Origin of the sequence: Pseudokineococcus lusitanus, assembly GCF_003751265.1 — a bacterium.
GTDB classification, from domain to species: domain Bacteria; phylum Actinomycetota; class Actinomycetes; order Actinomycetales; family Quadrisphaeraceae; genus Pseudokineococcus; species Pseudokineococcus lusitanus.
Genome location: NZ_RJKN01000004.1, coordinates 352,544 through 378,876 on the forward strand (window position 1 = coordinate 352,544; position 26,333 = coordinate 378,876).

A 26,333-nucleotide genomic window follows, 5' to 3' on the forward strand; every position below is an offset into this window, starting at 1 on the left:
CGGTCAGGGGACGGTGTACCCCGCGGCGCGGAAGAGCTCGTACCACTCGGCGCGCGTGAGCGGCAGGTCCGAGCCCTGCGCCGCGGCGCGCACGCGCTCGGGGCTCGTCGTGCCGAGGACGACCTGCATCTGCGCCGGGTGGCGCGTGATCCACGCCGTCGCCACGGCGAGCTTCGGCACGTCGTACTGCGCGGCCAGGCGGTCGAGGACCGCGTTGAGCTCGGGGTAGCGCTCGTCGTCGAGGAAGACGCCGGAGAAGAAGCCCGCCTGGAACGGCGACCAGGCCTGGACGGTGATGTCGTGCAGGCGGGCGTGGTCCAGCGTCCCGGTGTCGCGGGCGACCGACTGGTCGAGCGCCTGCATGTTCGAGGCCACGCCCTGCGCGACGAGCGGGGCGTGGGTGATGGACAGCTGCAGCTGGTTGGCGACGAGCGGCTGCGTCACCGACCGCTTGAGCAGGTCGATCTGCCCCGGCGTGTGGTTCGAGACGCCGAAGTGCAGCACCTTGCCGGCGGCGGAGAGCTCGTCGAAGGCGCGGGCGACCTCGTCGGGCTCCACCAGCGCGTCGGGCCGGTGCAGGAGCAGGACGTCGATGCGGTCGGTGCCGAGCGCCCGCAGCGACCCCTCGACCTGGGAGGTGATGCGCTCGTAGGAGAAGTCGAAGTACGGGCCGTCGGGGACGATGCCGCACTTGGTCTGGATCGTCACCGCGTCGCGCTCGGACGGCGACAGCGCCACCGCCTCGGTGAAGCGCTCCTCGCAGCGGTGCATCGAGCCGCCGTAGACGTCGGCGTGGTCGAGGAAGGTGACGCCGGCGTCGCGGGCCGCGGCCCACAGCTCCCGGATCTCCTCGTCGGTCTTGTCGGCGATCCGCATGACGCCGAGGACGACGGCGGGCACCTGCAGGCCGCTGGTGCCGAGGGGGACGGTCTTCACGGTCAGGCCTCCTGGCCGGTCGAGGAGAGACGGGCGACCTCGTCCGCGGTGAGCCGGAGGTCGGCCGCGCGGGCGGAGTCGGTGACGGACGCGGGCCGCGAGGACCCGGGGATCGGGACGACGACGGACGCGAGCGCGAGCTCCCACGCGAGCGTCACCTGCTGCGGGCTGACGCCGTGGGCGTCCGCGACCTCCTGGAAGGCGGAGTGGCGGCTGCCCAGCTCCGCCGCCTTGGCGATGCCGCCGAGCGGGCTCCAGGGGAGGAAGGCGATGCCCTTCGCCGCGCAGTGCTCGAGCTCGGCGAGGCTCGAGCGGAACGCCGGGGAGAACTGGTTCTGCACCGCGACGAGGCGGCCGCCGAGCACGTCGTCGGCCTCGTCGATCTGCGCCACCGAGGCGTTGGAGATGCCGGCCATGGCGATGACGCCCTCGTCGAGGAGGTCGGCGAGCGCGCCGACCGACTCCGCGTAGGGCACCTGCGGGTCCGGGCGGTGCAGCTGGTAGAGCCCCACGGCCTCCACGCCGAGGCGCCGCGCCGACTCGCGGGCCGCGGCCTTGAGGTGCTCGGGCCGCGCGTCCTGGGTCCACGAGCCGTCGCCCGGGCGCAGGTGCCCGCCCTTGGTGGCGACGAGGACGGCGTCCGTGCCGCCGCCGTAGGTGCGCAGGGCCTCGGCGACGAGCTCCTCGTTGTGCCCGACCTCCCCGGCGTCGCGGTGGTAGGCGTCCGCGGTGTCGACGAGGGTGACCCCGGCGTCGAGGGCCGCGTGGACGGTGGCGAGGGCCCGCTCGCGGTCGGGGCGGCCCTCGATGGACAGGGGCATCGCCCCGAGGCCGATGGCGGACACGGCGTGCGTGCCGATCTGTCGCTGCTCCATGTCACGACCGTAGGAAGGGTCGGTCCAGAAGTCCAACGTTTGCTTCTCATGGCATCGAGAAGCACCATCGATGCATGGACCTCCGGCAGATGCAGTACGTCGTCGTGCTCGCCGACGAGCGCAGCTTCACCCGCGCGGCGTCCCTGGTCGGCGTCTCGCAGTCGGGCCTGTCCGCGGCCCTCCGCACCCTCGAGGCCGAGCTCGGCACCGCGCTGTTCTCGCGCACGTCCCGCCGCGTCGAGCCGACGGCGGCCGGCCTGGCGCTGCTGCCCTTCGCGCGCTCGATGCTCGCGCAGGCGACGGCCGGTCGCGACGCCGTCGTCCGTGCGACGCAGGCGCTCTCGGGGGTGCTGCGGGTGGGCGCGGAGCAGTGCCTCGGGGTCGTCGACGTCGCGGGGCTGCTCGAGCGCTTCCACCGCCGGCACCCGCAGGTGGACATCTCCTACCTCCAGGCGGGCTCGCACGACCTCCTGACCGGCGTCCGCGAGGGCGAGCTCGACGTCGCCTTCGTCGGCACGACCGACGGCCTCGGCACCTCCCCGGCCGTCGAGCTGGGCCGCCAGCCCCTCGTCCTCCTCGCGCCGCCCCGGCACCGCCTCGCGACGGCGCCCGGCGACCTCGCGTGGGCCGACCTCGCCGACGCCGCCCTCGTCGACCTGCACCCGACGTGGGCCGTGCGCGGGCTCACCGACGCGGCCGTGGAGGCGCACGGCGTCCGGAAGCAGGTGCGCTGCACCGTCGGTGACGTCCACGCGCTGCTGGACCTCGTGGGCCGGGGCCTGGGCGTCGCCCTCGTGCCGCGGCACGTCGCGGCCAAGCCCGAGGCCGCCGGGCTCGTCGCCCGGCCGCTGCCGGCCGACGCCCCGCCGTGGGTCGTCAGCGTCGTCACCGGCGGCCGCGAGCGTGTCGGCTCCCCCGCCCCGCACCTGCTCGAGCTGCTGGACGTCCCCGACGACGCCGACCGCCCGGCCCCGGTGCCCCGTCCCGTCGCCGTCTGAGCCTCTTGCCCAGGCGCAGGGCCCCTGAGCACACTGCGCCGCATGAGGTTCCGCACGCGCGTGGAGCAGCACGGCCGGAGCGCCACCGGGCTGCCCGTGCCGGCCGAGGTCATGGAGGGACTGGGTGGCGGGGGCCGCCCTGCGGTCGTCGTCACGCTCGGCGGCCACACCTACCGGACGACGGTGGGGACCATGGCCGGGCAGCGGCTCCTGCCCCTCGCGGCGGAGCACCGGACCGCGGCGGGCGTCGCGGCCGGCGACGAGGTCGACGTCGAGGTCGTCCTCGACACCGCGCCCCGGACCGTCGAGGTGCCCGAGGACCTCGCCGCGGCCCTGGCCGCCGAGCCCGCGGCCCAGCGGCTCTTCGACGACCTGGCGCCCTCGCACCGCAAGGAGTGGGTGCGGTGGGTGACCGAGGCGAAGCAGGCGGCCACCCGGGACCGCCGCCTCGCCGCGACGGTCGAGGCCCTCCGCGAGGGGCGCCGGACCCGCTGACGCCGGGCCGACCGCCGCCCCGGCGCAGGGGCCGCCCCGCCCGCCCGGTGGGACGGCCACCGGGGGGCGGGACGGCGGCTCAGGCGTGCTCGACCGCGGCCCGCTCGACGGGCAGGCCGGCCACGTAGCGGCGCAGGAAGGCGTCGAAGCCGGCGACGTCGTCCGCGTCCGGCGCGGCGGTGACGAGGCGGGCGTCGGCGAAGACCTTGCGCTGCAGGTAGTCCGCGAGCGTCTCGCCCTCCTCGCGGCCACCGGTGCCGGCCGCGAAGGCGGCGAGCACCGCGATGCCCCAGGCGCCGCCCTCGGCCGCGACGTCGCCCACCGTCACCGGGGTGCCGAGGGCCGCGGCGAGGTGGCGCTGCGCGACGCCCTCGGTCGCGAACATGCCGCCGTGGGCGAACATCCCCTCGAGCCGTACGCCCTCGCCGTCCAGCACGTCCATGCCCAGGCGCAGCGTCGCGAAGGCGCTGTAGATCTGGGTGCGGACGAAGGTCGCCAGGTCGAAAGGGCTGCCCGGCGTGCGGAGGAAGAGCGGGCGCCCCTCCTCCATCTCCGTGATGGGCTCCCCCGACAGGTAGTTGTAGGCGAGCATCCCGCCGCCGTCCGGGGCGCCCGCGAGCGAGGCCCGGAAGAGGGCGCCGAAGACGGTCGCGTCGTCGGCGGGGGCGCCGACGGCGACCGCGAACTCCTTGAAGAGGCCCGCCCAGGCGTCGAGCTCGCTGGCGCCGTTGTTGCAGTGGACCATCGCGACCGGGTCGCCCGCGGGGGTCGTCACGAGGTCGAGCTCGCGGTGCACCTGCCGCAGCGGCCCCTCGAGCACGACCATCGCGAAGATGCTCGTCCCGGCGCTGACGTTGCCGGTGCGCGGCGCGACGGAGCCGGTGGCCACCATCCCCGTCCCGGCGTCGCCCTCGGGCGGGCAGACCGGCGCGCCCGCGGCCAGGCGGCCCGTCGGGTCGAGCAGCGCGGCGCCGTCGTCGGTGAGGACGCCGGCGACCTCGCCGGCCGGCAGGACGCGCGGGAGCAGCTGCGCGAGCGGCGTCGTGAAGCCGGCCCCGGCGAGGAGGCGGTCCGCCCTCGCGAGGCGCCCCTCGTCGTAGCCACCGGCGGTGCTGTCGACGGGGAACATCCCGCTCGCGTCGCCGACGCCGAGGACGTGCTCCCCCGTGAGGCGGCGGTGCACCCACCCCGCGAGCGTCGTGAAGGAGGCGAGCCGGGCGAGGTGCTCCTCGCCGTCGAGGACGGCCTGGACGAGGTGGGCGACGCTCCAGCGGTGCGGGACGTTGAACTCCAGCGGGCCGCTGAGGAGCTCGACGGCCTCGCCCGTGCTCGTGTTGCGCCAGGTGCGGAAGGGCACGAGGAGGCCGCCGTCGGCGTCGAGCGCCACGTAGCCGTGCATCATCGCCGAGACGCCGAGACCGCCGAGCCGCTCGAGCCCGACGCCGTGCCGCTCGCGGACGTCGGCGGCGAGACCCGCGTAGGCCTGCTGCAGCCCGTGCCAGACGTCGTCCTCGGCGTAGGTCCAGACGCCGTCCTCGAGGCGGTTCTCCCACGAGTGGCTGCCGGCGGCGAGCGGCTCGTGGTCGGGCCCGACGAGGACCGCCTTGATGCGGGTCGAGCCGAGCTCGACGCCGAGGACGGCACGGCCCCCGGTGATGGCGTCGCGGGCGGACGACGCCCCTGCCGACGGGGTGACGGACACGTCAGACCTCCAGGGCCACGGCGATGTGGGCGTTCACAAGCACGGACGGTACCGCCCGCGCGGAGCCGGCGCGGCGACCTCCCCCGCCCGGGGGCCGGACGCCACCGGCGCCCGGGCCGGAGGACAGTGGGTGGGGACAGCACCCGTCCACGGAGAGGACAGACGATGAGAGCGGCCCGCTTCCACCGGTACGGCGGCCCCGAGGAGCTGAGGGTCGAGGACGTGCCCGAGCCGCACGCCACGGCGGGCACCGTCCGGGTCCGCGTCCTCGCCGCCGGCGTCAACCCGATCGACTGGAAGCTGCGCCGCGGCGACCTGCGCGGCGTCGTGGACCCGCCGCTGCCGCTCGTGCCCGGGCGGGACGCCGTCGGCGTCGTCGACGAGGTCGGCGAGGGCGTCGACGACGTGACGACCGGCGACACCGTCTTCGGCAGCGCGGGTCTCGGCGGGCTGTCCGCGGAGCACGCCGTGCTGACCGCGTGGGCCGCCCCGGCCGCGGGCTGGTCGGTCGAGCAGGCGGCCTCCGCCGGGCTGGCCATGACCACGGCCGTCCACGCCCTCGCGGCGGTCGGCGTGCTCGAGCCGGGCACCTCGGCGCCCGGCCCCGTGGGCCGTGCGGGCGGGACCGTCCTCGTCGAGGGTGCCTCGGGCTCGGTCGGCGCCGCCGCGGTCGTCGCGGCCGTCGCCGCGGGCGCCCGCGTCGTCGGCACGGCCCGTCCGGAGAACCACCGCGTCCTCGAGGAGCTGGGGGCGGTGGCCGTCGCGCACGGCCCGGGCCTGGCCGGGCGGGTCGCCGCCGTCGCCCCGGAGGGCGTCGCCGTCGTCCTCGACGCGGCGGGCGCCGACCTCGACCAGCTCGTGGCGCTCGTCGGCGACCCGGCGCACGTCGTCACCGTCGTCGACCCCGTGGCCGCCGGTCGCCTCGGCGCGCTCGTGGCCGGCGGCGAGAACGACGTCGCGGCGCTCCGGACCGCCGCCGCGCTCGGCGAGCGGGGGCTCTACCTGCCGCGCGTCGGACGCACCTTCCCCCTCGAGGAGGCCGCGGCGGCGCACCGGCTGGCCGAGGGCGGGTTCCCGGGCGGCAAGGTCGTCCTCGACCTGCGGCGGTAGGCGCGGGCGGGGTGGCCGTCCCTGCTCGTGCACCTGCGCGACGAGGGACGGCCACCTCGGGCGCCGGCGGGTCGGCGCCCGAGGTGGCGGGACTCGAACCCGCGACCGCCCGATGACACGTCGGGTCGGCGCCAGGGGCCAGCAGCGGGACTCGAACCCGCAACCGCCCGATGACACGTCGGGTCGGCGCCAGGGGCCAGCAGCGGGACTCGAACCCGCAACCGCCCGATTACAAGTCGGGTGCGCTACCAGTTGCGCCATGCTGGCGCGGCCGGGGAGGCCCCGGCCGTCCCCCCGAGCGTAGCGACGCGCGGCGGGCGCGCCCCGCCCGGCGCGGTGACGACGGCGCGGTGACGACGCCCGCGCCGCAGGAGCTCCCCGGCCTCCCCCTCGACGACGTCGAGCGCGTCCTCGTCCTCGCCGCGCACCCCGACGACCCGGAGCACGGCGTCGGGCCCGCGGTGGCGCGCGGGACGTCGGAGGGCCGCGACGTCCGCCACGTCCTCGCCACCCACGGCGAGGCGGGGATCGCCGGCCTGGAGCCGGCGGACTCCCGGGTGCTGCGGGAGGCGGAGCAGCGGGCGTCGTGCGCCGTCGTCGGCGTCACCTCGCCGGAGCTGCTCGACCACCCCGACGGCGTCCTCGCCGAGGGGCCGGCGCTGCGGCGCGACCTGGCCGCGGCCGTGCGCCACCACCGGCCGTGCCGTCCGTCGCGACGACCACCGGCGCCGGGGACGACCTCTCGGGACGCGGGGTCGTCCGCTCCGAGGTCCTCGGCCGACCGGTCAGGCGCCGGCGGCCGCCACGGCGTCGTCGACGACCTGCTGGAACTGGCCGAGCTGCTCCGGCTCGAGCACGGTGCCGTCGACGAGGACCGTCGGGGTGCCGGTGACCCGCTCGTCCCGGGCCGCCGTCGCCTGCGTGACCCACTCGCGGTAGGTGCCGTCGGTGATGCACCCCGACGCCGCGCCCGCGCCCACCTCGTCGGCGATCTCGACGAGGCGGTCGTCGGGCAGGCCGCCCTCGCCCTCGGCCGGCTGCTCCGCGAAGAGCGTGTCGTTGAAGGCCACGAGCGCGTCGGGCGCCTCCTCGGCGACGCACGCCGCCGCCGAGCCGGCCCGCGTCGAGTAGTCGCCGAGGCGGGACAGGATGTCGAGCGGGTAGATGGTGACCGCGACGTCGCCGGACTCCCGCGCCTGCTGGAGGTACCCGGCGTTGGCGGCCTCGAACTCCGCGCAGAAGGGGCACTGGTAGTCGAGGTAGACGCCCACCTGCACGGGGGCCGCCGGGTCGCCGGTGACGAAGCCGCCGTCGGAGGTGGCCGAGGCGGGCACGGCGACGGGCGCGTCGTCGTCACCACCGGAGGTCACGGTGACGACGACGAGGGTCACGACGGCCGCCGCGGCGATGACCCCGCCCGTGACGAGCCCGAGCCGGCGCCGCCGGGCCGCGCGCTCCTGCTGCTCGCGCATCGCGCGCGCCTTCGTCCGCGCGTCCTCGCGGCGCCGGTCGTCGCGCTCGGCCTTGGACGGCTTGCGGGGGTCGCCGCTCATGGGTGTGCCTCCGGTGCTGCCGGCCGGGCCGGCGACGGGTGGGACGGCCCCGGCGGGGGCTCGTGCGCTCTCGGACGGGTGACGAACGGGGACGGGCCGACGTTCCGGCCCGCGGCGGTGGCGCGGGCCGGGCGTCAGAGCCGGCGCTCGTCCCGCGCCCGCCGCTGGACGCCCGCGGCGAAGGCGAGACCGCCGGCGACGAGCACGACGACCGTCGTGACGAGGATCGGCAGCACGAGCCCCGTGCCCGAGTCGTCGCGCGCGACGGGGGCCGACGTCGGCTGCCCCGGCGCCGGCGTGGCCGCGCCGCCGGGGGTCGTGGCCGGCGCGGTCGGGGAGGCCGCCACGACGGCGACGGGGGTCGTCGTCACCGGGGCGGCGGCGGAGGCCGCGGAGGCCGCCGCCGGTCCGAGCAGCAGCGCCCCGGCGAGGGCCAGGGCGGCAGGGCGGGCAGCGGGACGCACGACGGTCAGGCTACGTCCGCCCCGGGACCGCCCGCGGGCCGGGAGGGGCGGCGCCGGGCCCCGCCGACGGACGGCCCCGCGGGGCGTCGGCCCGCGTCAGGGCAGCGACGGCGCGGCGGGCAGGGGACGCCAGTCCGGCATCGTCCCCGTCACCGAGAGCCACACGGCCGCGACGACGACGAGCAGCGCCACGAGGACGACGACCCGTCCGCCCGCGCCCCGGGGCGCCGCCCGCGAGAGCAGGACGGCCCCGCGCCGGGTCCGGCGCCCGCCGGGTCCCCACCACGTCGTCGCCGCGCCCGCCGCCGCGCCCGCCGCGAGGGAGACGGTGTCGCCCGTGACCACCGCGGCGCCGGACAGCGCGAAGGCGGTGACGTAGGCGGTGGCGACCGCCACGACGAGCGGCAGGACGAGCGAGAGCACCGACGGGACGGCGGCCGCGAGGAGGGACAGCGGCGAGCGCACGACCGCCCACGGCACGTCGCCGCGCCGCGGGCCCAGCCCGCCCTCGCGACGCCGGGTCACCCACCGCGAGGAGCGCTCGACCGTGCGGCTGACGAGGACGACCGCGAGGCCGAGCAGCACCCCGACGACCGGCACGAGGGACGTCGTGGCGACGAGCGCCGCCGCGACCGCGGCGCGCAGCCCGGGGCGGTCAGGGCGGCGCGCCGCCGGGACGGGCGCCGACCCGTGCGACGCCGGCTCGCCCCAGGGCCCTCCGGTGGCCGGCGGGCCGTACCCGGCCGGCGGGCCGTACCCGGCGGGCGGCGGCTGGTCCGGCCCCGCCCGGTACGGCGGAGGGGCCTGCGCGGGGCGGCCCTCGTCCCACGCCCGGTGGTCGTGGTGGAGCGGGACGGGCGCGACGGCGTCGCGCGGCACGCCGCGGAGGGCGCGGTCGTCCCCGTACCGCTCGTCCGGCGGGGCGTACCGGTCCGCGCGGTGCTCGCCGGCGAGGTCGTCCCCGCTGCCGAGGTCGTCGAGGTCGTCGGCGACGACGTGCCGGTCGGCGGGCGGCGGGACCACCGGCATCGCGCTCGTGGCGACGACCTCGATGGCGGAGGTCGCCGGCGCGGGCTCGACGACGGGGACCGCGGAGGTCGGCAGCTCGTCGCGCGGCACGGCCCGGGTGCGCTCCTCGCGGGCGGGGTCGAGGTCGTCCTCGTCCCACGCCCCGGCGTCCTCGTCGTCCCAGGCGTCATCGGCGTCGTCGAGGACGAGGTCGTCGTCGAGGTCGTCGGCGCGGCCGCGCGGGACCGCGCTCGTCGGCACCTCGTCGCGGGGCACGGCCGCGGTGGCCGCGGCGTCGGGCAGCGGCGTGAGCACCGTGCGGCCGTCGTCGAGGTCGTCGCCCTCGTCCCACGGGTCCCGCTCGCCCCGCCCGCCGTCGACGACGTCCCCCGGGCCGGTGTCGAGGTCGGCGGCGAGGTCGTACGGCGCGTCCGGGTCGTGCGGCGGCCGCGGCCCGCGCGGGCGGACGGCCACGGCGGAGGTCATGTCGGCGTCGAGCCGGCCGCCGGCCAGCTCCGCGAGCGCGCTCGTCGCGGCCGCGTCCCCGGCGCTGGGCGCCACGTCGCCGGCCGTGGCGGCGAGCTCCTCGACCGCGCGCCGCAGCCACCCCTCGCGGGGGCGGCGGGCCACGTCCGGCGAGAGCGCGGCGGCCAGGACGGGCACGAGCTGGGCCGGCACCCCGTCGAGGTCGGGCTCGCCCCGGCGCACGCGCCCGAGCACGGCCTCGAGCGGGCCGCGGCCGAAGGGCGGGCGGCCGGTGGCCGCGAAGGCCGTCGTCGCGGCCCAGCCCCACCAGTCGGCGGCCGGCCCGACCTCGGCGCCCTCGACGAGCTCGGGCGCCAGGTACCCGGGGGTCCCCATGACCATGTCCGCGCGGGTGAGGCGGACGTCGTCGGCCACCTTGGCGATCCCGAAGTCGATGACGACGGGGTCGCCGTCGAGCATGAGGACGTTGGCCGGCTTGAGGTCGCGGTGGACGACCCCGGCGTCGTGGACGGCGGCGAGCGCCTGCCCGAGGCCGTCGGCGAGGCGGGCGAGCGCCGCCGGGGCCAGGGGCCCCTCGTCCTCGACGTGCTGCTCGAGGCTGCGGCCGGGCACGAACTGGGTGACGACGTACGGCTCGGGGCCGTCGGGATCGGCGTCCAGCACCTCGGCGACCCGCCGGTGGCGCACCCGCCGGAGCGTCTCGACCTCGCGGCGCAGGCGGTCCCGTGCCGAGGGGTCGCCGGCCACGTGCGGGCGCAGGAGCTTGAGCGCGACGGTCCGGCCGTCGGGGTCGAGGGCGAGGTGGACGACGCCCATGCCGCCCTCGCCGACCTGGACGAGGAGCCGGTAGGGCCCGACCCTGCGGCCCAGCGGCGCCGTGGGGCCCCCACCGCGCGCCCCGCCGGACGGCGTCGCCGGCGTACCCGTCACCCGGCGCACCCCCGTCCCGACCCGTCCCCGTGGTGGTCGGGGCGCCCGGTCGGGCACCCCGTCCGCCACCGTACGCCCGGCACCCGGACGTCCCCTGGACGTCGCCGGGAGGCGGCGGGGACGTCGCGGGGCAGGTGCCGCGGCCCGTCGTCGCGCGCTCGCCGGGCCACGGACCTGGCACTACGTTCGGTGACGGCCGGTCCTGCCGGTCGACGGGCCGGGGGAGCCCCCGCGGCCTGCCGCACGACGCGAGGAGGGCCGGTGCCGGGCGCGCAGGCTTCACGCAGTGGCCACCAGCCCGACCGTCCTCCCGGGCCGTCGGCCCGCGAGGGGGCGCCCGCCGGCGTCCTGCCCCCCGACAGCGTCGGCCGTCCCGGCGACCGCGGCGCCGGGGACGACCTCGAGGTGGCGGACGCGCAGCCCGCCCCGCCCGCCGGCGAGGGCTACGACGTCGTCGTCGTCGCCAACCGCCTCCCCGTGGACCGCGACGGCGACCACCCCGACGGCCGTCCGCGCTGGAAGCGCTCCCCCGGCGGCCTCGTCACGGCGCTCGAGCCGGTCATGCAGTCGCAGGACGGCGCCTGGGTCGGCTGGTCCGGCGGCGCCTCCGACGACCCCGGCGCCGAGGAGGTCACCGAGCCCTTCGACGAGGGCGGCATGCGCCTCGTGCCCGTCGGCCTGTCCGGCGAGGAGGTGGCCGGCTTCTACGAGGGCTTCTCCAACGGGACGCTGTGGCCGCTCTACCACGACGTCATCGTCGCGCCGGAGTACCACCGGACCTGGTGGGAGCACTACGTCACGGTCAACCAGCGGTTCGCCGCGGCGGCCGCCGACGTCGCGGCCGAGGGCGCCGTCGTCTGGGTGCAGGACTACCAGCTGCAGCTCGTCCCGGCGATGCTCCGCGCCCGCCGGCCGGACCTGTCCGTCGGCTTCTTCAACCACATCCCGTTCCCGCCGTACGAGATCTTCGCCCAGCTCCCCTGGCGGCGGCAGGTGCTCGAGGGGCTGCTGGGGGCGGACCTCCTCGGCTTCCAGCGGCCGGGCGACGCGCAGAACTTCCTGCGGGCCGTGCGCCGCTCCCTCGGTCTCGTGCCCCGCCAGCAGGCGGTCGAGGTGACCGACGCGGACGGCAGCCGGCGCCGCGTCACCGCGTCGGCCTTCCCCATCTCCATCGACACCGCGGCCATGGACGCGCTGGCCCGCACCGACGCCGTCGCGGAGCGCGCCCGGCAGATCCGCGCGGACCTCGGCAACCCGGAGACGGTCCTCCTGGGCGTGGACCGCCTCGACTACACCAAGGGGATCGGCCACCGGCTCAAGGCCTTCGCCGAGCTGCTGGACGACGGCCTCCTCGAGGCGGACGGCACCGTCCTCGTCCAGGTGGCGACGCCGAGCCGCGAGCGCGTGGAGCAGTACCGGCTCCTGCGCGAGGACGTCGAGCTGCAGGTGGGCCGCGTCAACGGCGCCCACGGCACCCTCGGGCACTCCGTCGTGCAGTACCTGCACCACAGCTACGGGCGCGAGGAGATGGCCGCCCTGTTCCTCGTGGCCGACGTCATGCTCGTCACGAGCCTGCGGGACGGCATGAACCTCGTGGCCAAGGAGTACGTCGCCGCTCGCCACGACGAGCGCGGCGCGCTCGTGCTGTCGGAGTTCACCGGGGCCGCCGACGAGCTCGGGCAGGCCGTCCACGTCAACCCGCACGACATCGACGGCCTCAAGGCGGCCGTCGTCCAGGCGGTCGTCATGGCACCGCGCGAGCAGCGTCGGCGCATGCGCGCCATGCGGCGGCGGGTGGGCGAGCACGACGTGCAGCGGTGGGCGCGGGACTTCCTCGCCGCGCTGCGCCCGGACGTCGCCCGCGACGTCGCCGAGGCCACCGAGGGGACCGCATGAGCACCGACGCGACCGGCACGCCGAGCACCGACGCCTCGTTCCGGGCGGCGCTGGACGCCTTCGCCGCCCGCACGCGCCCCCTCGTGGCGCTCGACTTCGACGGGTGCCTGGCGCCGCTCGTCGACGACCGCGACGCCGCCCGGCCCACCCCCCGCGCGGCCGCGGCGCTCGCGGCCCTCGGCGACCTCCCCGAGGACCGCCGCCCCCTGCTGGCCCTCGTCTCGGGCCGGCCGCTCGAGCCGCTGTCCCGTCTCGCGGCGCCGCCGGCGGGCACGGCCCTCGTCGGCAGCCACGGCGCGGAGGTCCGCCTGCCGGGCGACGACGCCGCCACGGCCCCCCTCGAGGAGCACGAGCGCGCGCTGCTCGCCGACGTCACCGCCGCGGTGCGGCGCGTCGTCGAGACCCACCCGGGCACCGACCTCGAGCCCAAGCCCGCGGGCGCCGTCCTCCACACCCGGAACGCGGACGTGGCCACGGCCTCGGCCGCCGCCCGTGCCGTCGTCGACGGGCCGGGGCGCCTGCCGGGCGTCCACGCGCTGCGCGGCAAGGACGTCGTCGAGCTGGCCGTCCTCGACGTCGACAAGGGCCGTTCGGTGCAGATGCTGCGCGAGCGGCTCGGGGCCGACGTCGTGCTCTACGCGGGCGACGACGTCACCGACGAGCACGCGCTCGCGGTGCTCGACCCGGCGGCCGGCGACGTGGGCGTCAAGGTCGGCCCGGGCGAGACCGCGGCGTCCTTCCGCGTCGCGGACCCCGACGCCGTGGCCGAGGTCCTCGAGCACCTCGTGGCGGCGTTCTCCCGCTGACCGCCGGGCGGCAGGAGACGGTCGGCCGCTCCTGCGGCGCCAGGCCCCTGACCTGCGGCGGCACCCGCGGCCGCCGACCTACTCCTGCCGTGGGGCGGCGTGGCGGCCCGGAGGCGTCCGGGGCCGACGGCGGCGCAGCAGCTCCCGGACGACGAGCCCGCCCAGCAAGGCCAACGGGGCGCTGCCGAGCCCCAGCACGCTCGCGCCGCTGGCGGTGACGAGCAGGACGAGGGCGGACGGCAGCCGCTCGCCCTCGTCGCGGACGGCCGCCGCGGTGGACGCCGCGAAGGTCGTCAGCAGGGCGAGGCCCGCGGCGGCCGTGACGAGGTCCGCCGGGGCCCGCGTCACGACGACGGCCGCGACCGGCGCCAGCAGCCCCAGGACGACGTGCGCGACGCCGGCCGACGCCGCCGCCACCCAGCGGCGCGCCGGGTCGGGCGAGGCCTCCGGGCCGGCGGTCAGCGCCCCGGTGATGGCCGCGAGGTTGCTCGTCGGCGCGAGCAGCGGCGCCAGCAGCGCCGAGGCCGCCCCCGTCGTCACGAGCGCCGCGCCGACGGGCGGGCGGTACCCGTAGGAGGCGAGGACCGCGGCGCCGACGAGGTTCTGGGCGGCCATCGTCACGAGGTAGACGGGGAGCGCCACCTGCAGGAGCGCCGCGACGGAGAAGGTCGGGACGACCACCTCGGGCACCGGCAGGGCGAGCCCACCGGCGACGCCGAGCCCTCCCCCGGCCGCGACGACGACGAGGAGCGCGGCGAGGACGGCGGGGCCCGCGAAGCGCGGCGCCCACCGGAGCGCGGCCAGCCAGGCGACCCAGAGCACCGCGCCCTCGAGGGGCCGGTCCTCGAGGACCGTCGCCGAGGTGAGGCAGAAGGGCAGCAGGACGCCCGCGAGCACGGCCGACGTCAGCGCCGCGGGCAGCCGGGCGAGCAGCCGCGGCAGCGCGGGCACGAGCCCGGTGAGCGTGAGCGCGACGCCGACGGCCACGAGCGCCCCGACGGCGCCGGGCAGCCCGCCGGGCACCTCGCCGAGGCCCACGAGCAGCGCGAGACCCGGTGTGCTCCAGACGACCGCGACGGGCACCCGCGTCGTCGCGCTGAGCAGGACGCTCGTGACGCCCAGCCCGACGCCGAGCGCGAGCAGCGCCGTCGCCACCTGGCCCGGGCTCGCCCCGACGGCGGTGAGCCCCGCGACGACGACGGCGACCGACCCGGCGTACCCGACGACCGCGGCGCCCACGCCGGCGGCGACGGCCTGGCCGCTGACGTCGGCGAGGCGTGGCCCGGTCACGCGCCGGACGCTACCGTCATCGTTCTGTTCGTGGAACGACGAGCCGCCGCGCGCACCCCCCGTTCCGCGACATGTGGCCATGTCGCACCGATCGACGCCGGTCGACCCGCCTCGTGGCCACACGTCGCGAGGAGGGGCGACGGGAGAGGCCGCCGGCGGGCGGGAGGGAGGGAGGGTCGGTGGACGGGACGGACGACGTCGGCCGCGAGGTCGGGGCGCGGCTGCGCGCCCTGCGCGAGGCCACCGGGCTCTCCCTGTCCGCGACGGCGCGGCGGGCGGGGCTCGGCAAGGGGACGCTGTCCGAGCTCGAGGCCGGGCGGCGCAACCCCACCCTCGGGACGCTCTTCGCCGTGACGACGGCGCTGGGGCAGCCGCTCTCGGCGGCGCTGCCGGTGCCGGCGGACGCCGCCCCGGACGCCGCGGGGACGGCCGTCGACGCCTGGCTCGTCGAGCGCGGCGAGGAGGCCGACGTCTACCGGCTCCGCGTGCGGGCCGGCGCCCGCCGCCGCTCGGCCCCGCACGGCCGCGGGGTCCGCGAGCAGGTGCTCGTCGTCGCGGGGCACCTGCGGTGCGGGCCGGAGGACGGCCCGGTCGTCCTCGCGCCCGGGGGCACGACCTCCTTCGCCGGCGACGTCCCCCACGTGTGGGAGGCCGAGGGCGGCGAGGACGTCAGCGCCGTCCTCGTCATGCGCCGGCCGCCCGCCTGACGGCCGCGGGGCCGCCCCGTCAGCCGGCGGGGGCCGCCGCCGTCGTCCCGCGGACGACGAGGTCGGCGCGGAAGGCCAGCTCGCGGGGCAGCCGCTCCTCGGCGTCGCCGAGGAGCGCGGTCACGGCGGCGCCGGCCATCGCGGGCAGCGGCGGCCGCAGCGTCGTCAGGGGCGGGTCGGTGAAGTCGCAGACCAGCGGCAGGTCGTCGTGGCCGACGACCGACAGGTCCTCCGGCACGCGCAGCCCCGCCTGCCGCGCGCCCCGCAGCACCCCCAGCGCGAGCGGCAGCGACGTCGTGAGGACCGCGGTCACGCGGCGCTCGCGCAGCCGCACCACCGCCTCCTGCCCGCCCTCGACGGTCGGGGACGTGCGCACGACGAGCCCCGTCGCGCTCTCCACGCCCAGCCGCGCCCGCAGCGCCCGCTCGAAGCCGGCGACGCGCCGTGCCGCCGGCGCCGACCGGCCGGTGCCCGTGACGACGCCGAGGCGGCGGTGGCCCAGCGCCACGAGGTGGGCCACCGCGAGGTCGGCCGCCGCGGCGTCGTCGACCGCGACGACGGGCACCTCCAGCGCCCGCCCCTCCGGTCGGCCCGCGGCCGCCCCGACGGCCACGACCGGCAGGCCCCCCGCCGCCAGCGCCCGGTGCGGCGCGAGGTCCGCCGCCGGGTCGGTGTGCCGCCCCCCGACGAGGACGAGCCCGACGACGCCCCGCCCGACGACCGCCTCGAGCCGCTCCGCCTCGACCGCCGCGCCGGCGCCCGGCGGCGGCACCTCGAGGACCGGCGAGAGCCCGCGCAGCGCCAGCCGGTCGGTGAGCTCGCGGACGAGGACGGGGTGCGCGACGTCGTCGAGGTCGGGGACGACGAGGGCGACGAGGCCGGCGGAGGAGGTGACGAGCCGCGCCGGCCGCTCGAGCCCCAGCGTGTCGACGGCGACGAGCACGCGCCGGGTGGTCGCGGCCGAGACGCCGGGCCGGCCGTTGAGGACGCGGCTCACCGTCGCCTCGGACACCCCGGCCCGCGCCGCGACGTCGACCAGCCTCGCCCGCACCCGTCGACGCTACCGAGCGGGCGCCCGCGGGGGCCGACGGCCGCCCCCGGCACGGACCGTCACCTCTTCGGCGGGGGTGCTCCCGCGGCCGTCACCGGTGGTGCATGATGACGCCCGCACGGCGACGACGCCGTCCGCACCCCGGACCGCACCGTCGCCGCGCCGGGACACGCCTCGAGGTCGAGCGCGCGTCCCGGGGGCCACCCCGTGCTCGTCGCCGAGCGCACGGCCCCGCACCACGGCACGACGGCGTACGTGGCTCCCGCCCCGGACGCCCGGCAACCCCTACGACGGATCGTCCGGCACGTACCTGCCGGTGGGAGGACACACCATGGCGACAGTGACCTACGACAAGGCCTCGCGCATCTACCCGGGCGGCGACAAGCCGGCCGTCGACGCGCTGGACCTGCACATCGAGGACGGCGAGTTCCTCGTCCTCGTCGGCCCCTCGGGCTGCGGCAAGTCCACCTCGCTGCGCATGCTCGCCGGCCTCGAGGACGTCAACGCGGGCCGCATCCTCATCGGCGACCGCGACGTCACCGACGTCCAGCCGAAGGACCGGGACATCGCCATGGTGTTCCAGAACTACGCGCTGTACCCGCACATGACGGTCGCCGACAACATGGGCTTCGCGCTCAAGATCGCCGGCGTCGACAAGGGGCAGATCCGCACCCGCGTCGAGGAGGCCGCCAAGATCCTCGACCTCACCCAGTACCTCGACCGCAAGCCGAAGGCCCTCTCCGGCGGCCAGCGCCAGCGCGTCGCCATGGGCCGCGCGATCGTCCGCCAGCCGCAGGTCTTCCTCATGGACGAGCCGCTGTCGAACCTCGACGCCAAGCTCCGCGTCCAGACGCGCACGCAGATCGCGCAGCTCCAGCGCCGCCTCGGCGTCACGACGGTCTACGTCACGCACGACCAGGTCGAGGCCATGACGATGGGCGACCGCGTCGCCGTGCTGAAGGACGGCCTGCTGCAGCAGGTCGCGACCCCGCGCGAGATGTACGACCGCCCGAACAACGTCTTCGTCGCCGGCTTCATCGGCTCCCCCGCGATGAACCTCGTCGAGGTCCCCGTCACCGACGGCGGCATCGCCTTCGGCGACCACGTCCACGCCGTGCCGCGCGACGTGCTCTCCGGCGCCGGCCAGCGCGTCGTCGTCGGCGTCCGCCCCGAGGACCTCGAGATCCACGACCGCGGCCTCAAGGTGGAGGTGGACGTCGTCGAGGAGCTCGGCGCCGACGCCTACATCTACGGTCGCGCCCAGCTCGACGGGGCCGAGGGCCAGATCATCGCCCGCGTCGACGGCCGTCGTCCCCCGGAGAAGGGGTCCGTCGTCAGCCTCGCGCCGAAGTCGGACCACGTGCACCTGTTCTCGACCTCGGACGGCCGCCGCCTCGGCTGACGCCGAGCCGCTCGACCGCCCGGACCCGGAGGGCCGGCCCGCTCGTCGCGGGCCGGCCCTCCGGCGCGTCCGGGACGGCCGCGGGGACCCGCGGCGCGAGGACGGGACGACGGCGCCGCGACCGCGGCGCGCAGTGGGAGGATCACCGACATGGCCGGCCTGCAGATCACCGCGGCGGCGCCCGACCCAGCGCTGCTCGACCTGCCCTGGGGCACCCCGCTCGAGGAGTGGCCCGAGGAGCTCATCGCGGCGCTCCCCCGGGGCATCTCGCGGCACGTCGTGCGCTTCGTGCGCCTGTCCGACCAGGTGATCGCCATCAAGGAGATCAAGGAGTCGGTGGCCCGCCGCGAGTACCAGATGCTCCGGGTCCTCGGCCGCCTCGACGTCCCGGCGGTCCACCCCGTCGCCGTCATCGCCGGCCGCGAGGACCGGGCGGGCGAGCCCCTCGAGGCGGCGCTCATCACCCGCCACCTGCAGTTCTCGCTCCCCTACCGTGCCCTCTACAGCCAGGCGCTGCGCCCCGACACGGCGACCCGCGTCGTCGACGCCCTCGCCGTCCTCCTCGTGCGCCTGCACCTGCTGGGCTTCTACTGGGGCGACGTCTCCCTCTCCAACACCCTCTTCCGCCGCGACGCGGGCGCCTTCGCCGCCTACCTCGTCGACGCCGAGACCGGCGAGCTGCACGAGCAGCTCTCCCGCGGCCAGCGCGAGTACGACCTCGAGCTGGCCCGGGTGAACATCGCCGGCGAGCTCATGGACCTGCAGGCCGGCGAGCTGCTCGAGGACGACGTCGAGCCGCTGCAGATCAGCGAGCACATCGTCAGCCGGTACCGCTCGCTGTGGGACGAGCTGACGGGGACGGAGTCCTTCGAGGCCGGCGACCGCTGGCGCGTGGCCGCCCGGATCGAGCGGCTCAACGACCTCGGCTTCGACGTCGACGAGCTCTCCATCGCGACGGACCTCGACGGCACCCGGGTCAGCATCCAGCCGAAGGTCGTCGACGCGGGCCACCACAGCCGACGCCTGCTGCGGCTCACGGGGATCGACGCGCAGGAGAACCAGGCGCGGCGGCTGCTCAACGACCTCGACGGCTACGGCGCCGCCACGGACCAGCAGAACGAGGACGAGGAGATCGTCGCCCACGAGTGGGTGGCGCGGTCCTTCGAGCCGGTCGTCCGGGCCGTCCCGCGCGAGCTGCGCCGCAAGCTCGAGCCCGCGGAGGTCTACCACGAGGTGCTCGAGCACCGGTGGTTCATGAGCGAGCAGCAGCGCCGCGACGTCCCGCTCACGGAGGCCGTCCGCGCCTACGTCGACGGGGTGCTCGTGCACCGCCGCGACGAGGCCGCGTTCATCGGCGTCGACACCGCGGGCGTCGACGTCGTCGAGGGGCCGCGCTGACGCGCGGCCCCCGGAGGGCCGGGCGTCAGCCCCGGCGGCGCGCCACCTCGTAGAGGGCGACGCCGGCCGCCACCCCGGCGTTGAGCGACTCGGTGTCGGCGCCCATGGGGATCGACACGACCTGGTCGCACGCCTCGCGCACGAGCCGGCCGAGGCCCTTGCCCTCGGAGCCGACGACGACGACGAGCGGCTCCGTGGCCAGCTCGAGCGCCGGCAGCTGCACGTCGCCGCCGGCGTCGAGCCCGACGACGAAGAGCCCGGCCTGCCGCAGCTCGCCGAGCGTCCGTGTGAGGTTCGTGACCCGCGCCACGGGGACGCGCGCCGCGGCACCGGCCGAGGTCTTCCACGCCGACGCGGTGACCCCGGCGGAGCGCCGCTCGGGCACGACGACGCCGTGGCCGCCGAAGGCGGCCGTCGAGCGCAGGACCGCACCGAGGTTGCGGGGGTCGGTGACGCCGTCGAGCGCCACGAGGAGCGGCGCGCGGTCGGAGCTCTCGGCCGCCTCGAGGAGGTCGGCGACGTCGGCGTACGCGTACGGCGGCACCTGGAGCGCGAGGCCCTGGTGCACGGCGCCGTCGGTGAGCCGGTCGAGGTCGGTACGGGAGGCCTCGAGGAGGGCGATGCCGCGGTCGGCGGCCGTCTTGATGGCCTCGCGCGTGCGGTCGTCGGACTCGACCCGGGCGGCCACGTAGAGCGCCGTCGCGGGGATGCCCGCGCGCAGCGCCTCGACGACGGAGTTGCGGCCCGCGACGACCTCGGTGCTGCCGCCGGACCGACGGCGCTGCGGGGCGCGCCCGCCGCCCGCCGGGGCGCCGGTGCGCTTGGCCGCGGCCGCGGCCCGCTTGTGGGCCACGTGGTACACGCGGTCCTCGGCCTTCGGCGTCGGGCCCTTGCCCTCGAGGGCGCGCCGTCCCCGTCCGCCGCTGCCGACGGTGGGGCCCTTCTTCGAGGCGCCGCGGCGGACCGCGCCACGCCGTTCGCTGTTGCCGGCCACGGGGTGCTCCTTGCTGAGGGGGTCTGCGGGGGTGGTGCTCCGGTGCCCGACGTCGCCGGGCGGACGATCAGGAGGGCCGGTCGGCCCAGGTCCAGCGGGCCCCGTCCGGGGTGTCCTCGACGGCGATGCCGAGGCCGGCGAGCCGGTCCCGGACCGCGTCGGCGGCCGCGAAGTCGCGGGCGGCCCGCGCCCCGGCCCGGCGCTCGAGCTCGGCGCGCACGAGCGCGTCGAGCGCCTCCTCGGCGCGGCCGCCGCCCGCGGTGGTGCCGGCCCAGTGCGGGTCGAGGGGGTTGATGCCGAGGACGTCGGCCATGGCGACGACCTCGCGCCGGGCCTCGCCGGCGGCGGCGACGTCCCCCGCCTCCAGGGCGGTGTTGCCGGCGCGGACCCGCTCGTGGAGGACGGCGAGCGCCCCGGGCACGTTGAGGTCGTCGTCGAGCGCCGCGGCGAAGGCCCCGGGCACCGACGACCGCTCGAGCCGGTCCGGCGCCGCCGCGGACCCGGCGTCCCCGGCCGCCTCCCCCGCCCGCCGGAGGAAGCCCTCGACGCGGTCGAGCGCGCGGCCGGCGTCCGCGAGGTGCTCGGGCGCGTACTCGATCATCGAGCGGTAGTGGGCCGTCCCCAGCGCGTACCGCAGCGCGAGCGGCCGCGCGCCGCCGGCGAGGACGGTCGAGACGACCAGCGAGTTGCCGAGCGACTTGCTCATCTTCTCGCCGCCGACGGTGACCCAGCCGTTGTGCAGCCACGTGCGGGCGAAGTCGTCGCCCGCCGCCCGCGACTGCGCCTGCTCGTTCTCGTGGTGCGGGAAGCGGAGGTCGAGCCCGCCGGCGTGGATGTCGAAGGCCCGCCCGAGGTAGCGGCGCGCCATGGCGGAGCACTCGAGGTGCCAGCCCGGGCGGCCGCGGCCCCACGGGGTCCGCCAGCTCGCCTGCTCGCCCTCCTTGGCGCCCTTCCAGAGGGCGAAGTCGCGCGGGTCGCGCTTGCCGCGCGGGTCGGCGTCCGCCGCCGGCTCCATGTCGGCGAGCGCCTGGTGGGTGAGGGAGCCGTAGTCCGGCCACGAGCGGACGTCGAAGTAGACGTCCCCGCTGCCGTCGGGGGCGAGGTAGGCGTGCCCCTTCTCGACGAGCTCGTCGACGAGCTCGAGCATCTCGGTGACGTGCCCCGTGGCGCGGGGCTCGTAGGTCGGCCGGCGGACGCCGAGCGCGTCGTAGGCCGCGGTGAAGGCCTGCTCGTTGACGGAGGCCCAGGCCCACCAGGGGACACCCGCCTCGGCGCTCTTGGCGAGGATCTTGTCGTCGACGTCGGTGACGTTGCGGACGAAGGTGACGCGGAGCCCGTGGCCGACCTCGAGCCAGCGCGCGAGGACGTCGAAGGCGATGCCCGAGCGGACGTGGCCGATGTGGGGCGGGGCCTGCACCGTGGCGCCGCAGAGGTAGACGGACGCCTCGCCCGGGACGAGGGGCTCGAACGGCCGCACCGCGCCGCTGGCGGTGTCGTGCAGGCGCAGGCTCACCCGCCGAGCCTACCGGCGGGCGCGCCGGCCCCCGGGCGGGCGACGGGCGGCCCGCCTAGGGTCGGCGGACCGGCCGGCGCTCCCCCTCGAGGCGGTGGGCGCCCCGCACCCGACCAGCAGGAGGCGTCATGCCGCACACCGTCCAAGGGGTCGTCGCCCGCGCGAAGGGCGCCCCCGTCGAGCTCGTCGACGTCGTCGTCCCCGACCCGGGGCCCGGCGACGCCGTCGTCGACGTCGAGGCCTGCGGCGTCTGCCACACCGACCTGCACTACCGCGAGGGCGGGATCGGCGACGACTACCCGTACCTCCTCGGCCACGAGGCCGCCGGCCGCGTCTCCGCGGTGGGCGAGGGCGTCGTCGGCCTCGAGGTGGGCGACTTCGTCGTCCTCAACTGGCGCGCGGTCTGCGGCGTCTGCCGCGCCTGCGCCGCCGGGAAGCCCTGGTACTGCTTCGACACCCGCAACGCGAGCACGCCCATGACGCTGGCCGACGGGACGCCGCTGTCGCCGGCGCTCGGCATCGGCGCCTTCGCGAGCAAGACGCTCGTCGCCGCCGGGCAGTGCACGAAGGTCGACGAGCGCCTGCCCGCGGAGCAGGCGGGCCTGCTCGGGTGCGGCGTCATGGCCGGCTTCGGCGCGGCCGTCAACACCGGCGGCGTCACGCGCGGGCAGTCCGTGGCCGTCATCGGCTGCGGCGGCGTCGGCGACGCGGCGATCGCCGGTGCCCGCCTCGCCGGGGCGACGACGGTCGTCGCCGTCGACGTCGAGGACCGGAAGCTGGAGTGGGCGAAGGGTTTCGGCGCGACGCACACCGTCAACAGCCGGTCCGAGGACGTCGTCGCCCGCGTCCACGAGATCTGCGGGGGCGTCGGGGCCGACGTCGTCGTCGACGCCGTGGGCCGCCCCGAGACCTACCGCCAGGCCTTCGACGCCCGCGACCTCGCCGGCACCGTCGTCCTCGTGGGGGTGCCGAACCCCGAGCACACCGTCGAGCTGCCGATGGGCGACGTGTTCGGCCGCGGCGGGGCGCTCAAGTCCTCCTGGTACGGCGACTGCCTGCCGAGCCGCGACTTCCCGATGCTCGCGGACCTCGCCCTGCAGGGCCGCTTCCCGCTGGCCGACTTCGTCTCCGAGACGGTCGGCATCGGCGACGTCGAGGAGGCCTTCGCCCGCATGCAGCGCGGCGACGTCCTCCGCTCGGTGGTGGTGCTCTGATGGCGGCGCGGGTCGAGCACCTCACGACGTCCGGCACCTTCAGCCTCGACGGCGGCACCTGGGACGTCGACAACAACGTCTGGCTGGTCGGCGACGACGAGGAGGTCCTCGTCGTCGACGCCCCCCACGAGCTGGGGCCCATCGCCGAGGCGGTCGGCACCCGGCGCGTCGTCGCGGTCGTGTGCACCCACGCCCACGACGACCACGTCACCGTGGCGCCGGACCTGGGCGAGCGCTTCGCGGCGCCCGTGCTGCTGCACCCCGACGACCTCGGGCTGTGGACCATGACGCACCCGTCCACGGCGCCAACCGGCACGCTCGAGGACGGCCAGGTGCTCCACGTCGCGGGCGTCGACGTCCACGTGCTCCACACGCCGGGGCACTCGCCCGGCTCGGTCTGCCTCCACGTGCCCGCGCTCGGCGTCGTCCTCACCGGCGACACGCTGTTCCAGGGCGGCCCCGGCGCGACGGGCCGCTCCTACAGCGACTTCCCGACGATCATCACGTCGATCCGCGAGCGCCTGCTCGCGCTGCCGCCCGACACCGAGGTGCGCACCGGCCACGGGGGCAGCACGACCATCGGGGACGAGGCACCCCACCTGCAGGAGTGGCTCGACCGGGGGCACTGACCCGCCGTCGCCCGTACCGCGTGAGGGACGTCACGGACGGGCGTCCGACGGCCGTCCTCGGCTGGCGCGGCGGGCGACGGCACCGTAGGTATGTGGGGTCGGCCGGGCCTCCCGGCGCGGCCACCACCCACCGACCACCACCACGGAGGTAGGCATGAGCACCAGCGACATCGAGGGTCCCGCGGACAGCGGCGCGGGCGAGGGCGTCCCCGGCCAGCACGACGGCGGCGCCGACGGCGGCGCCGAGGGCCCCGCGGACTCGGGCGCCGGCGAGGGCACGCCCGGCCAGCACGACGGCGGCGCGGACGGCGGCGCCGACACGGGCGCCGACGACGTCGAGGGCCCGGCCGACTCCGGCGCCGGCGACGGCGTCCCCGGCCACCACGACGGCGGCGCGGACGGCAGCGCCTGACGTGACAGCCCTGCACGAGGGCCGGGTGGCCGGGCACGCGTCCGGCCACCCGGCCCTGCACCGCCTCCTCGGCGACGCCGCGGAGGGCTTCGGCACCTCCACCTGGGGACGCCGCCCCCTGCTCGTGCGCGCCGCCGACCTCCCCCGCGACTTCGCCGACCTGCTCTCCGCCGACGCCGTCGACGAGCTGGTCTCCCGCCGCGGCCTGCGCGCGCCCTTCCTCCGCGTGGCCAAGGAGGGCAGCACGCTGCCCGACCGCCGCTTCACCGCCGGCGGGGGCGTCGGCGCGACGATCGGCGACCAGGTCAGCGACGACAAGCTCGTCCGGCTCTTCGCCGACGGCTCGACGATGGTCCTCCAGGGCCTGCACCGCACGTGGCCGGCGCTGGTGGAGTTCTCGCAGCAGCTGGCCGGCGAGCTGGGGCACCCCGTCCAGGTCAACGCCTACGTCACGCCGCCGCAGAACCGCGGCTTCGACGACCACTACGACGTCCACGACGTCTTCGTCCTCCAGGTCGAGGGCGAGAAGCGCTGGCGCCTCCACGAGCCCGTGCACCCGCGCCCGCTGCGCGACCAGCCCTGGACGGCGCACCGCGCCGCCGTCGAGGCCGAGGCCGCCCGCGAGCCGCTCCTCGACACGGTGCTCGCGCCCGGGGACTGCCTCTACCTGCCGCGGGGCTACCTCCACGCGGCCACGGCGCTGGGCGGCGTCAGCACGCACCTCACCATCGGCATCCACCCGTGGACCCGGCACGCGATGGCCGACCAGCTCCTCCGGGCGGCGCTCGCCGACCTCGCCGACGACGAGGACGTCCGCGCCTCGCTGCCCTTCGGCACCCGCGTCGAGGACCCCGCCGCCACGGCCGACGACCTCGAGCTCGTCCGGGCCCGCCTGCTGCGCGCCGTCGAGGCCGTCGACGCCGCCCGCGTGGCCGCGCCGCTGGCCGCCCAGGCGCGCGCCAACCAGCGGGCCGAGCCGGTCGGGCCCCTCGCCCAGCTGCGTGCGGCCGAGGCCCTCGACGCCGGCGGCCCCCCGGACGACCTCGTGCTGCGCCGGTGGCTGTCGGGCTCCCTGGTGCCGCGGACCGACGGCGCCGACGGGGCGGTCCTGCGCAGCCGCGCGGGCGACGTCCTCCTCGGCGCGGACGACGTCGACGCCGTCACCGCGCTGCTCGACGGCGCCGACGGGGCGGTCGCCGCCCTGCCGACCGACCTGGCCCTGCCGACCGACCTGGCCCGCCGGCTCGTGCTCGCCGGGGTGCTCGTCCCCCGGTGACCCGCCCGTGAGCACCCCTCCCGTCGGCGCGACGGTCCCGGCCCAGGTCGACCCGGGCTCCGCCGACGCGCCCCAGCGGCGTCGCGACCTGCCCCGCTGCTCCGACGACGCCCGTCGCCGCTGCGACCCGCTCGGGGCCACGGCCGCGTGGACGCGCCGCTGGCTGCTGCTCGAGCACCCGGGCCCCTGGGCCCCCGACGCCCTGGCCGGGTCGGGGCTCGCGGCCGACGTCCGCGAGCACCTGCGGCAGGTGCTCGCCGACGTCGGCGGGCGCGCCCTGCTCGTCCGGCGCCCGGCGGCGCGGCCGGCGGCCACGGCCGCGGCCCGCTCCCCCGAGCGGCGCTGGGCGGTCGTCGACCAGCCGACGGGGCTGGCCCGCTGGGGCACGTGGGAGGCCGCCCTCGCCGACCCCACCGCCGGCGACGCGACCGGGCCCCTGCGCCTCGGCGGGCTCGCCGCCGCCGTCGACGCGCTGCGGAAGGACCCGGACCCGGCGACCGCGGACGCCTCGCCCCTCCTGCTCGTGTGCGCCCACGGCCGGCACGACGCGTGCTGCGCCGTCCGCGGCCGTCCCGTCGCGGCGGCCCTCGCGGCGCGCTGGCCCGCCGCGACGTGGGAGTGCTCGCACGTCGGCGGGGACCGCTTCGCGCCCAACCTGCTCGTCCTGCCCGACGGCGCCTACTACGGCGACCTCGACCCGGCCTCGGCCGAGCGGGTCGTCGACGAGCACCTCGCCGGTGCCGTCCGCACCCGGTACCTGCGGGGCGTCAGCAACGGCCCGCCGCTCGCGCAGGCCGCCGTCCTCGGCGTGCTCGACCGCCACGGCCCCGCCGGGGTGCGCGACGCCGTCCCCGGCCGCCCCGTCCCCGTGGGCGAGGACCGGTGGGAGGTCGAGGTCACCGGCTCGGGCCCGCTGCCGCCCCGCTGCGTCGTCACGGTGGCGCGCACCCGCCGCGCCCCCGCCCGGCTGACCTGCCGCGCCCCCGGCGAGGCGGTCGCCGTCGTCCACGAGGCCGTGGACGTCCGCACCGTCGCCTGACGCCGCCTCTCGCCCCGGGCAGGAGGGCGCCCATCTGCCCCCGTGCGCCCCCACCCACGGCAGGAGGGCGCCGAAGTGCCCTGCAGGCGACCCGCTCCGGGCAGAAGGGCGCCGAAGTGCCCTGCAGGGCGACCCGCTCCGGGCAGAAG

The 26,333-nt window shown here is 77.8% G+C and carries 23 protein-coding genes, 2 tRNA genes and 1 pseudogene; 14 read left to right on the forward strand and 12 right to left on the reverse strand.

Annotation, left to right across the window (positions count from 1 at the left end):
• Positions 1–3: 3 nt before the first annotated feature.
• The gene (locus EDC03_RS09800; RefSeq protein ID WP_123380012.1) at positions 4–936 is read right to left on the reverse strand and encodes an aldo/keto reductase; all 933 of its coding nucleotides are present in this window, start codon (positions 934–936) and stop codon (positions 4–6) included.
• 2 nt (positions 937–938) lie between these two features.
• Complete coding sequence (locus EDC03_RS09805) at positions 939–1,811, reverse strand: aldo/keto reductase (RefSeq protein ID WP_123380013.1); 873 nt, start codon at positions 1,809–1,811, stop codon at positions 939–941.
• A gap of 74 nt (positions 1,812–1,885) precedes the next feature.
• Between EDC03_RS09805 and EDC03_RS09810 the strand changes: the two genes are divergently transcribed.
• Both EDC03_RS09810 and EDC03_RS09815 read left to right on the forward strand, forming a co-directional pair.
• Positions 1,886–2,809 (forward strand): LysR family transcriptional regulator, encoded by a 924-nt coding sequence (locus tag EDC03_RS09810; protein ID WP_123380014.1) that lies wholly within the window; start codon positions 1,886–1,888, stop codon positions 2,807–2,809.
• Positions 2,810–2,851: 42 nt separating this feature from the next.
• Positions 2,852–3,304 (forward strand): YdeI/OmpD-associated family protein, encoded by a 453-nt coding sequence (locus EDC03_RS09815; RefSeq protein ID WP_123380015.1) that lies wholly within the window; start codon positions 2,852–2,854, stop codon positions 3,302–3,304.
• A gap of 79 nt (positions 3,305–3,383) precedes the next feature.
• Here EDC03_RS09815 and EDC03_RS09820 read toward each other — a convergent pair whose 3' ends face one another.
• Positions 3,384–5,006 carry a xylulokinase gene (locus EDC03_RS09820; RefSeq protein ID WP_123380016.1) on the reverse strand — a complete coding sequence of 541 codons (1,623 nt, stop codon included), beginning with the start codon at positions 5,004–5,006 and terminating at the stop codon, positions 3,384–3,386.
• 165 nt (positions 5,007–5,171) lie between these two features.
• On the opposite strand from EDC03_RS09820, the gene EDC03_RS09825 reads away from it, so the two are divergent.
• A complete protein-coding gene (locus tag EDC03_RS09825) occupies positions 5,172–6,116 on the forward strand; it encodes an NADP-dependent oxidoreductase (RefSeq protein WP_123380017.1) in 945 nt (314 codons plus the stop codon).
• 78 nt (positions 6,117–6,194) lie between these two features.
• Here EDC03_RS09825 and EDC03_RS17615 read toward each other — a convergent pair.
• Together EDC03_RS17615 and EDC03_RS09830 are read right to left on the reverse strand one after the other, a co-directional pair.
• Positions 6,195–6,270 (reverse strand) — tRNA-Thr (locus EDC03_RS17615).
• Between the two features lie 40 nt (positions 6,271–6,310).
• Positions 6,311–6,383, reverse strand: a tRNA-Thr gene (locus EDC03_RS09830).
• 194 nt (positions 6,384–6,577) lie between these two features.
• Between EDC03_RS09830 and EDC03_RS18570 the strand changes: the two are divergent.
• Positions 6,578–6,760, forward strand: a pseudogene (locus tag EDC03_RS18570) (PIG-L deacetylase family protein); the annotation flags it as partial.
• A 141-nt stretch (positions 6,761–6,901) separates the two neighbouring features.
• On the opposite strand, the gene EDC03_RS09840 reads toward EDC03_RS18570, so the two are convergent.
• From EDC03_RS09840 to EDC03_RS17870, 3 genes are all read right to left on the reverse strand, one after another.
• Positions 6,902–7,669: a DsbA family protein gene (locus EDC03_RS09840; protein WP_123380018.1), complete on the reverse strand. Its 768-nt coding sequence runs from the start codon at positions 7,667–7,669 to the stop codon at positions 6,902–6,904.
• Positions 7,670–7,803: 134 nt separating this feature from the next.
• The gene (locus EDC03_RS09845; protein ID WP_123380019.1) at positions 7,804–8,133 is read right to left on the reverse strand and encodes a hypothetical protein; all 330 of its coding nucleotides are present in this window, start codon (positions 8,131–8,133) and stop codon (positions 7,804–7,806) included.
• 96 nt (positions 8,134–8,229) lie between these two features.
• Positions 8,230–10,557, reverse strand: a complete 2,328-nt coding sequence (locus EDC03_RS17870) for a serine/threonine-protein kinase (RefSeq protein ID WP_199720108.1) — start codon at positions 10,555–10,557, stop codon at positions 8,230–8,232.
• 405 nt (positions 10,558–10,962) lie between these two features.
• Between EDC03_RS17870 and EDC03_RS09855 the strand changes: the two genes are divergently transcribed.
• Positions 10,963–12,453: an alpha,alpha-trehalose-phosphate synthase (UDP-forming) gene (locus EDC03_RS09855; protein ID WP_123380125.1), complete on the forward strand. Its 1,491-nt coding sequence runs from the start codon at positions 10,963–10,965 to the stop codon at positions 12,451–12,453.
• Positions 12,450–13,259, forward strand: a complete 810-nt coding sequence (gene otsB, locus EDC03_RS09860; RefSeq protein ID WP_123380020.1) for a trehalose-phosphatase — start codon at positions 12,450–12,452, stop codon at positions 13,257–13,259. Before EDC03_RS09855 ends, otsB begins: the two co-directional genes overlap by 4 nt.
• 78 nt (positions 13,260–13,337) lie before the next feature.
• Here the strand turns inward: otsB and EDC03_RS09865 are convergent, their stop codons facing one another.
• Complete coding sequence (locus EDC03_RS09865) at positions 13,338–14,549, reverse strand: benzoate/H(+) symporter BenE family transporter (protein ID WP_158674259.1); 1,212 nt, start codon at positions 14,547–14,549, stop codon at positions 13,338–13,340.
• 179 nt (positions 14,550–14,728) lie between these two features.
• On the opposite strand from EDC03_RS09865, the gene EDC03_RS09870 reads away from it, so the two are divergent.
• Positions 14,729–15,256, forward strand: coding sequence for a helix-turn-helix domain-containing protein (locus EDC03_RS09870; protein ID WP_199720109.1), 528 nt, complete (start codon positions 14,729–14,731; stop codon positions 15,254–15,256).
• Positions 15,257–15,275: 19 nt separating this feature from the next.
• Here EDC03_RS09870 and EDC03_RS09875 read toward each other — a convergent pair whose 3' ends face one another.
• Entirely contained in the window at positions 15,276–16,307 is a 1,032-nt protein-coding gene (locus tag EDC03_RS09875; RefSeq protein WP_123380022.1) for a LacI family DNA-binding transcriptional regulator, read from the reverse strand.
• 331 nt (positions 16,308–16,638) lie between these two features.
• Between EDC03_RS09875 and EDC03_RS09880 the strand changes: the two genes are divergently transcribed.
• Both EDC03_RS09880 and EDC03_RS09885 read left to right on the forward strand, forming a co-directional pair.
• A complete protein-coding gene (locus tag EDC03_RS09880) occupies positions 16,639–17,709 on the forward strand; it encodes an ABC transporter ATP-binding protein (RefSeq protein ID WP_123380023.1) in 1,071 nt (356 codons plus the stop codon).
• Between the two features lie 150 nt (positions 17,710–17,859).
• Positions 17,860–19,107 carry a DUF4032 domain-containing protein gene (locus EDC03_RS09885; RefSeq protein ID WP_123380024.1) on the forward strand — a complete coding sequence of 416 codons (1,248 nt, stop codon included), beginning with the start codon at positions 17,860–17,862 and terminating at the stop codon, positions 19,105–19,107.
• A gap of 25 nt (positions 19,108–19,132) precedes the next feature.
• Here the strand turns inward: EDC03_RS09885 and rlmB are convergent, their stop codons facing one another.
• Entirely contained in the window at positions 19,133–20,101 is a 969-nt protein-coding gene (gene rlmB / locus EDC03_RS09890; protein ID WP_123380025.1) for a 23S rRNA (guanosine(2251)-2'-O)-methyltransferase RlmB, read from the reverse strand.
• Positions 20,102–20,168: 67 nt separating this feature from the next.
• On the reverse strand, positions 20,169–21,614 hold the full coding sequence (gene cysS / locus EDC03_RS09895; protein ID WP_123380026.1) for a cysteine--tRNA ligase: 1,446 nt from the start codon (positions 21,612–21,614) through the stop codon (positions 20,169–20,171).
• Positions 21,615–21,742: 128 nt separating this feature from the next.
• Between cysS and EDC03_RS09900 the strand changes: the two genes are divergently transcribed.
• The 5 genes from EDC03_RS09900 (at position 21,743) to EDC03_RS09920 (ending at position 26,184) form a co-directional block, all read left to right on the forward strand.
• Entirely contained in the window at positions 21,743–22,828 is a 1,086-nt protein-coding gene (locus tag EDC03_RS09900; RefSeq protein ID WP_123380027.1) for an S-(hydroxymethyl)mycothiol dehydrogenase, read from the forward strand.
• A complete protein-coding gene (locus EDC03_RS09905) occupies positions 22,828–23,457 on the forward strand; it encodes an MBL fold metallo-hydrolase (protein ID WP_123380028.1) in 630 nt (209 codons plus the stop codon). Before EDC03_RS09900 ends, EDC03_RS09905 begins: the two co-directional genes overlap by 1 nt.
• Before the next feature lie 154 nt (positions 23,458–23,611).
• On the forward strand, positions 23,612–23,869 hold the full coding sequence (locus EDC03_RS09910) for a BatC protein (RefSeq protein ID WP_123380029.1): 258 nt from the start codon (positions 23,612–23,614) through the stop codon (positions 23,867–23,869).
• 1 nt (position 23,870) lies between these two features.
• Entirely contained in the window at positions 23,871–25,145 is a 1,275-nt protein-coding gene (locus tag EDC03_RS09915; RefSeq protein WP_422393812.1) for a cupin domain-containing protein, read from the forward strand.
• 7 nt (positions 25,146–25,152) lie between these two features.
• Positions 25,153–26,184, forward strand: a complete 1,032-nt coding sequence (locus tag EDC03_RS09920; RefSeq protein ID WP_199720110.1) for a sucrase ferredoxin — start codon at positions 25,153–25,155, stop codon at positions 26,182–26,184.
• Positions 26,185–26,333: the final 149 nt, after the last annotated feature.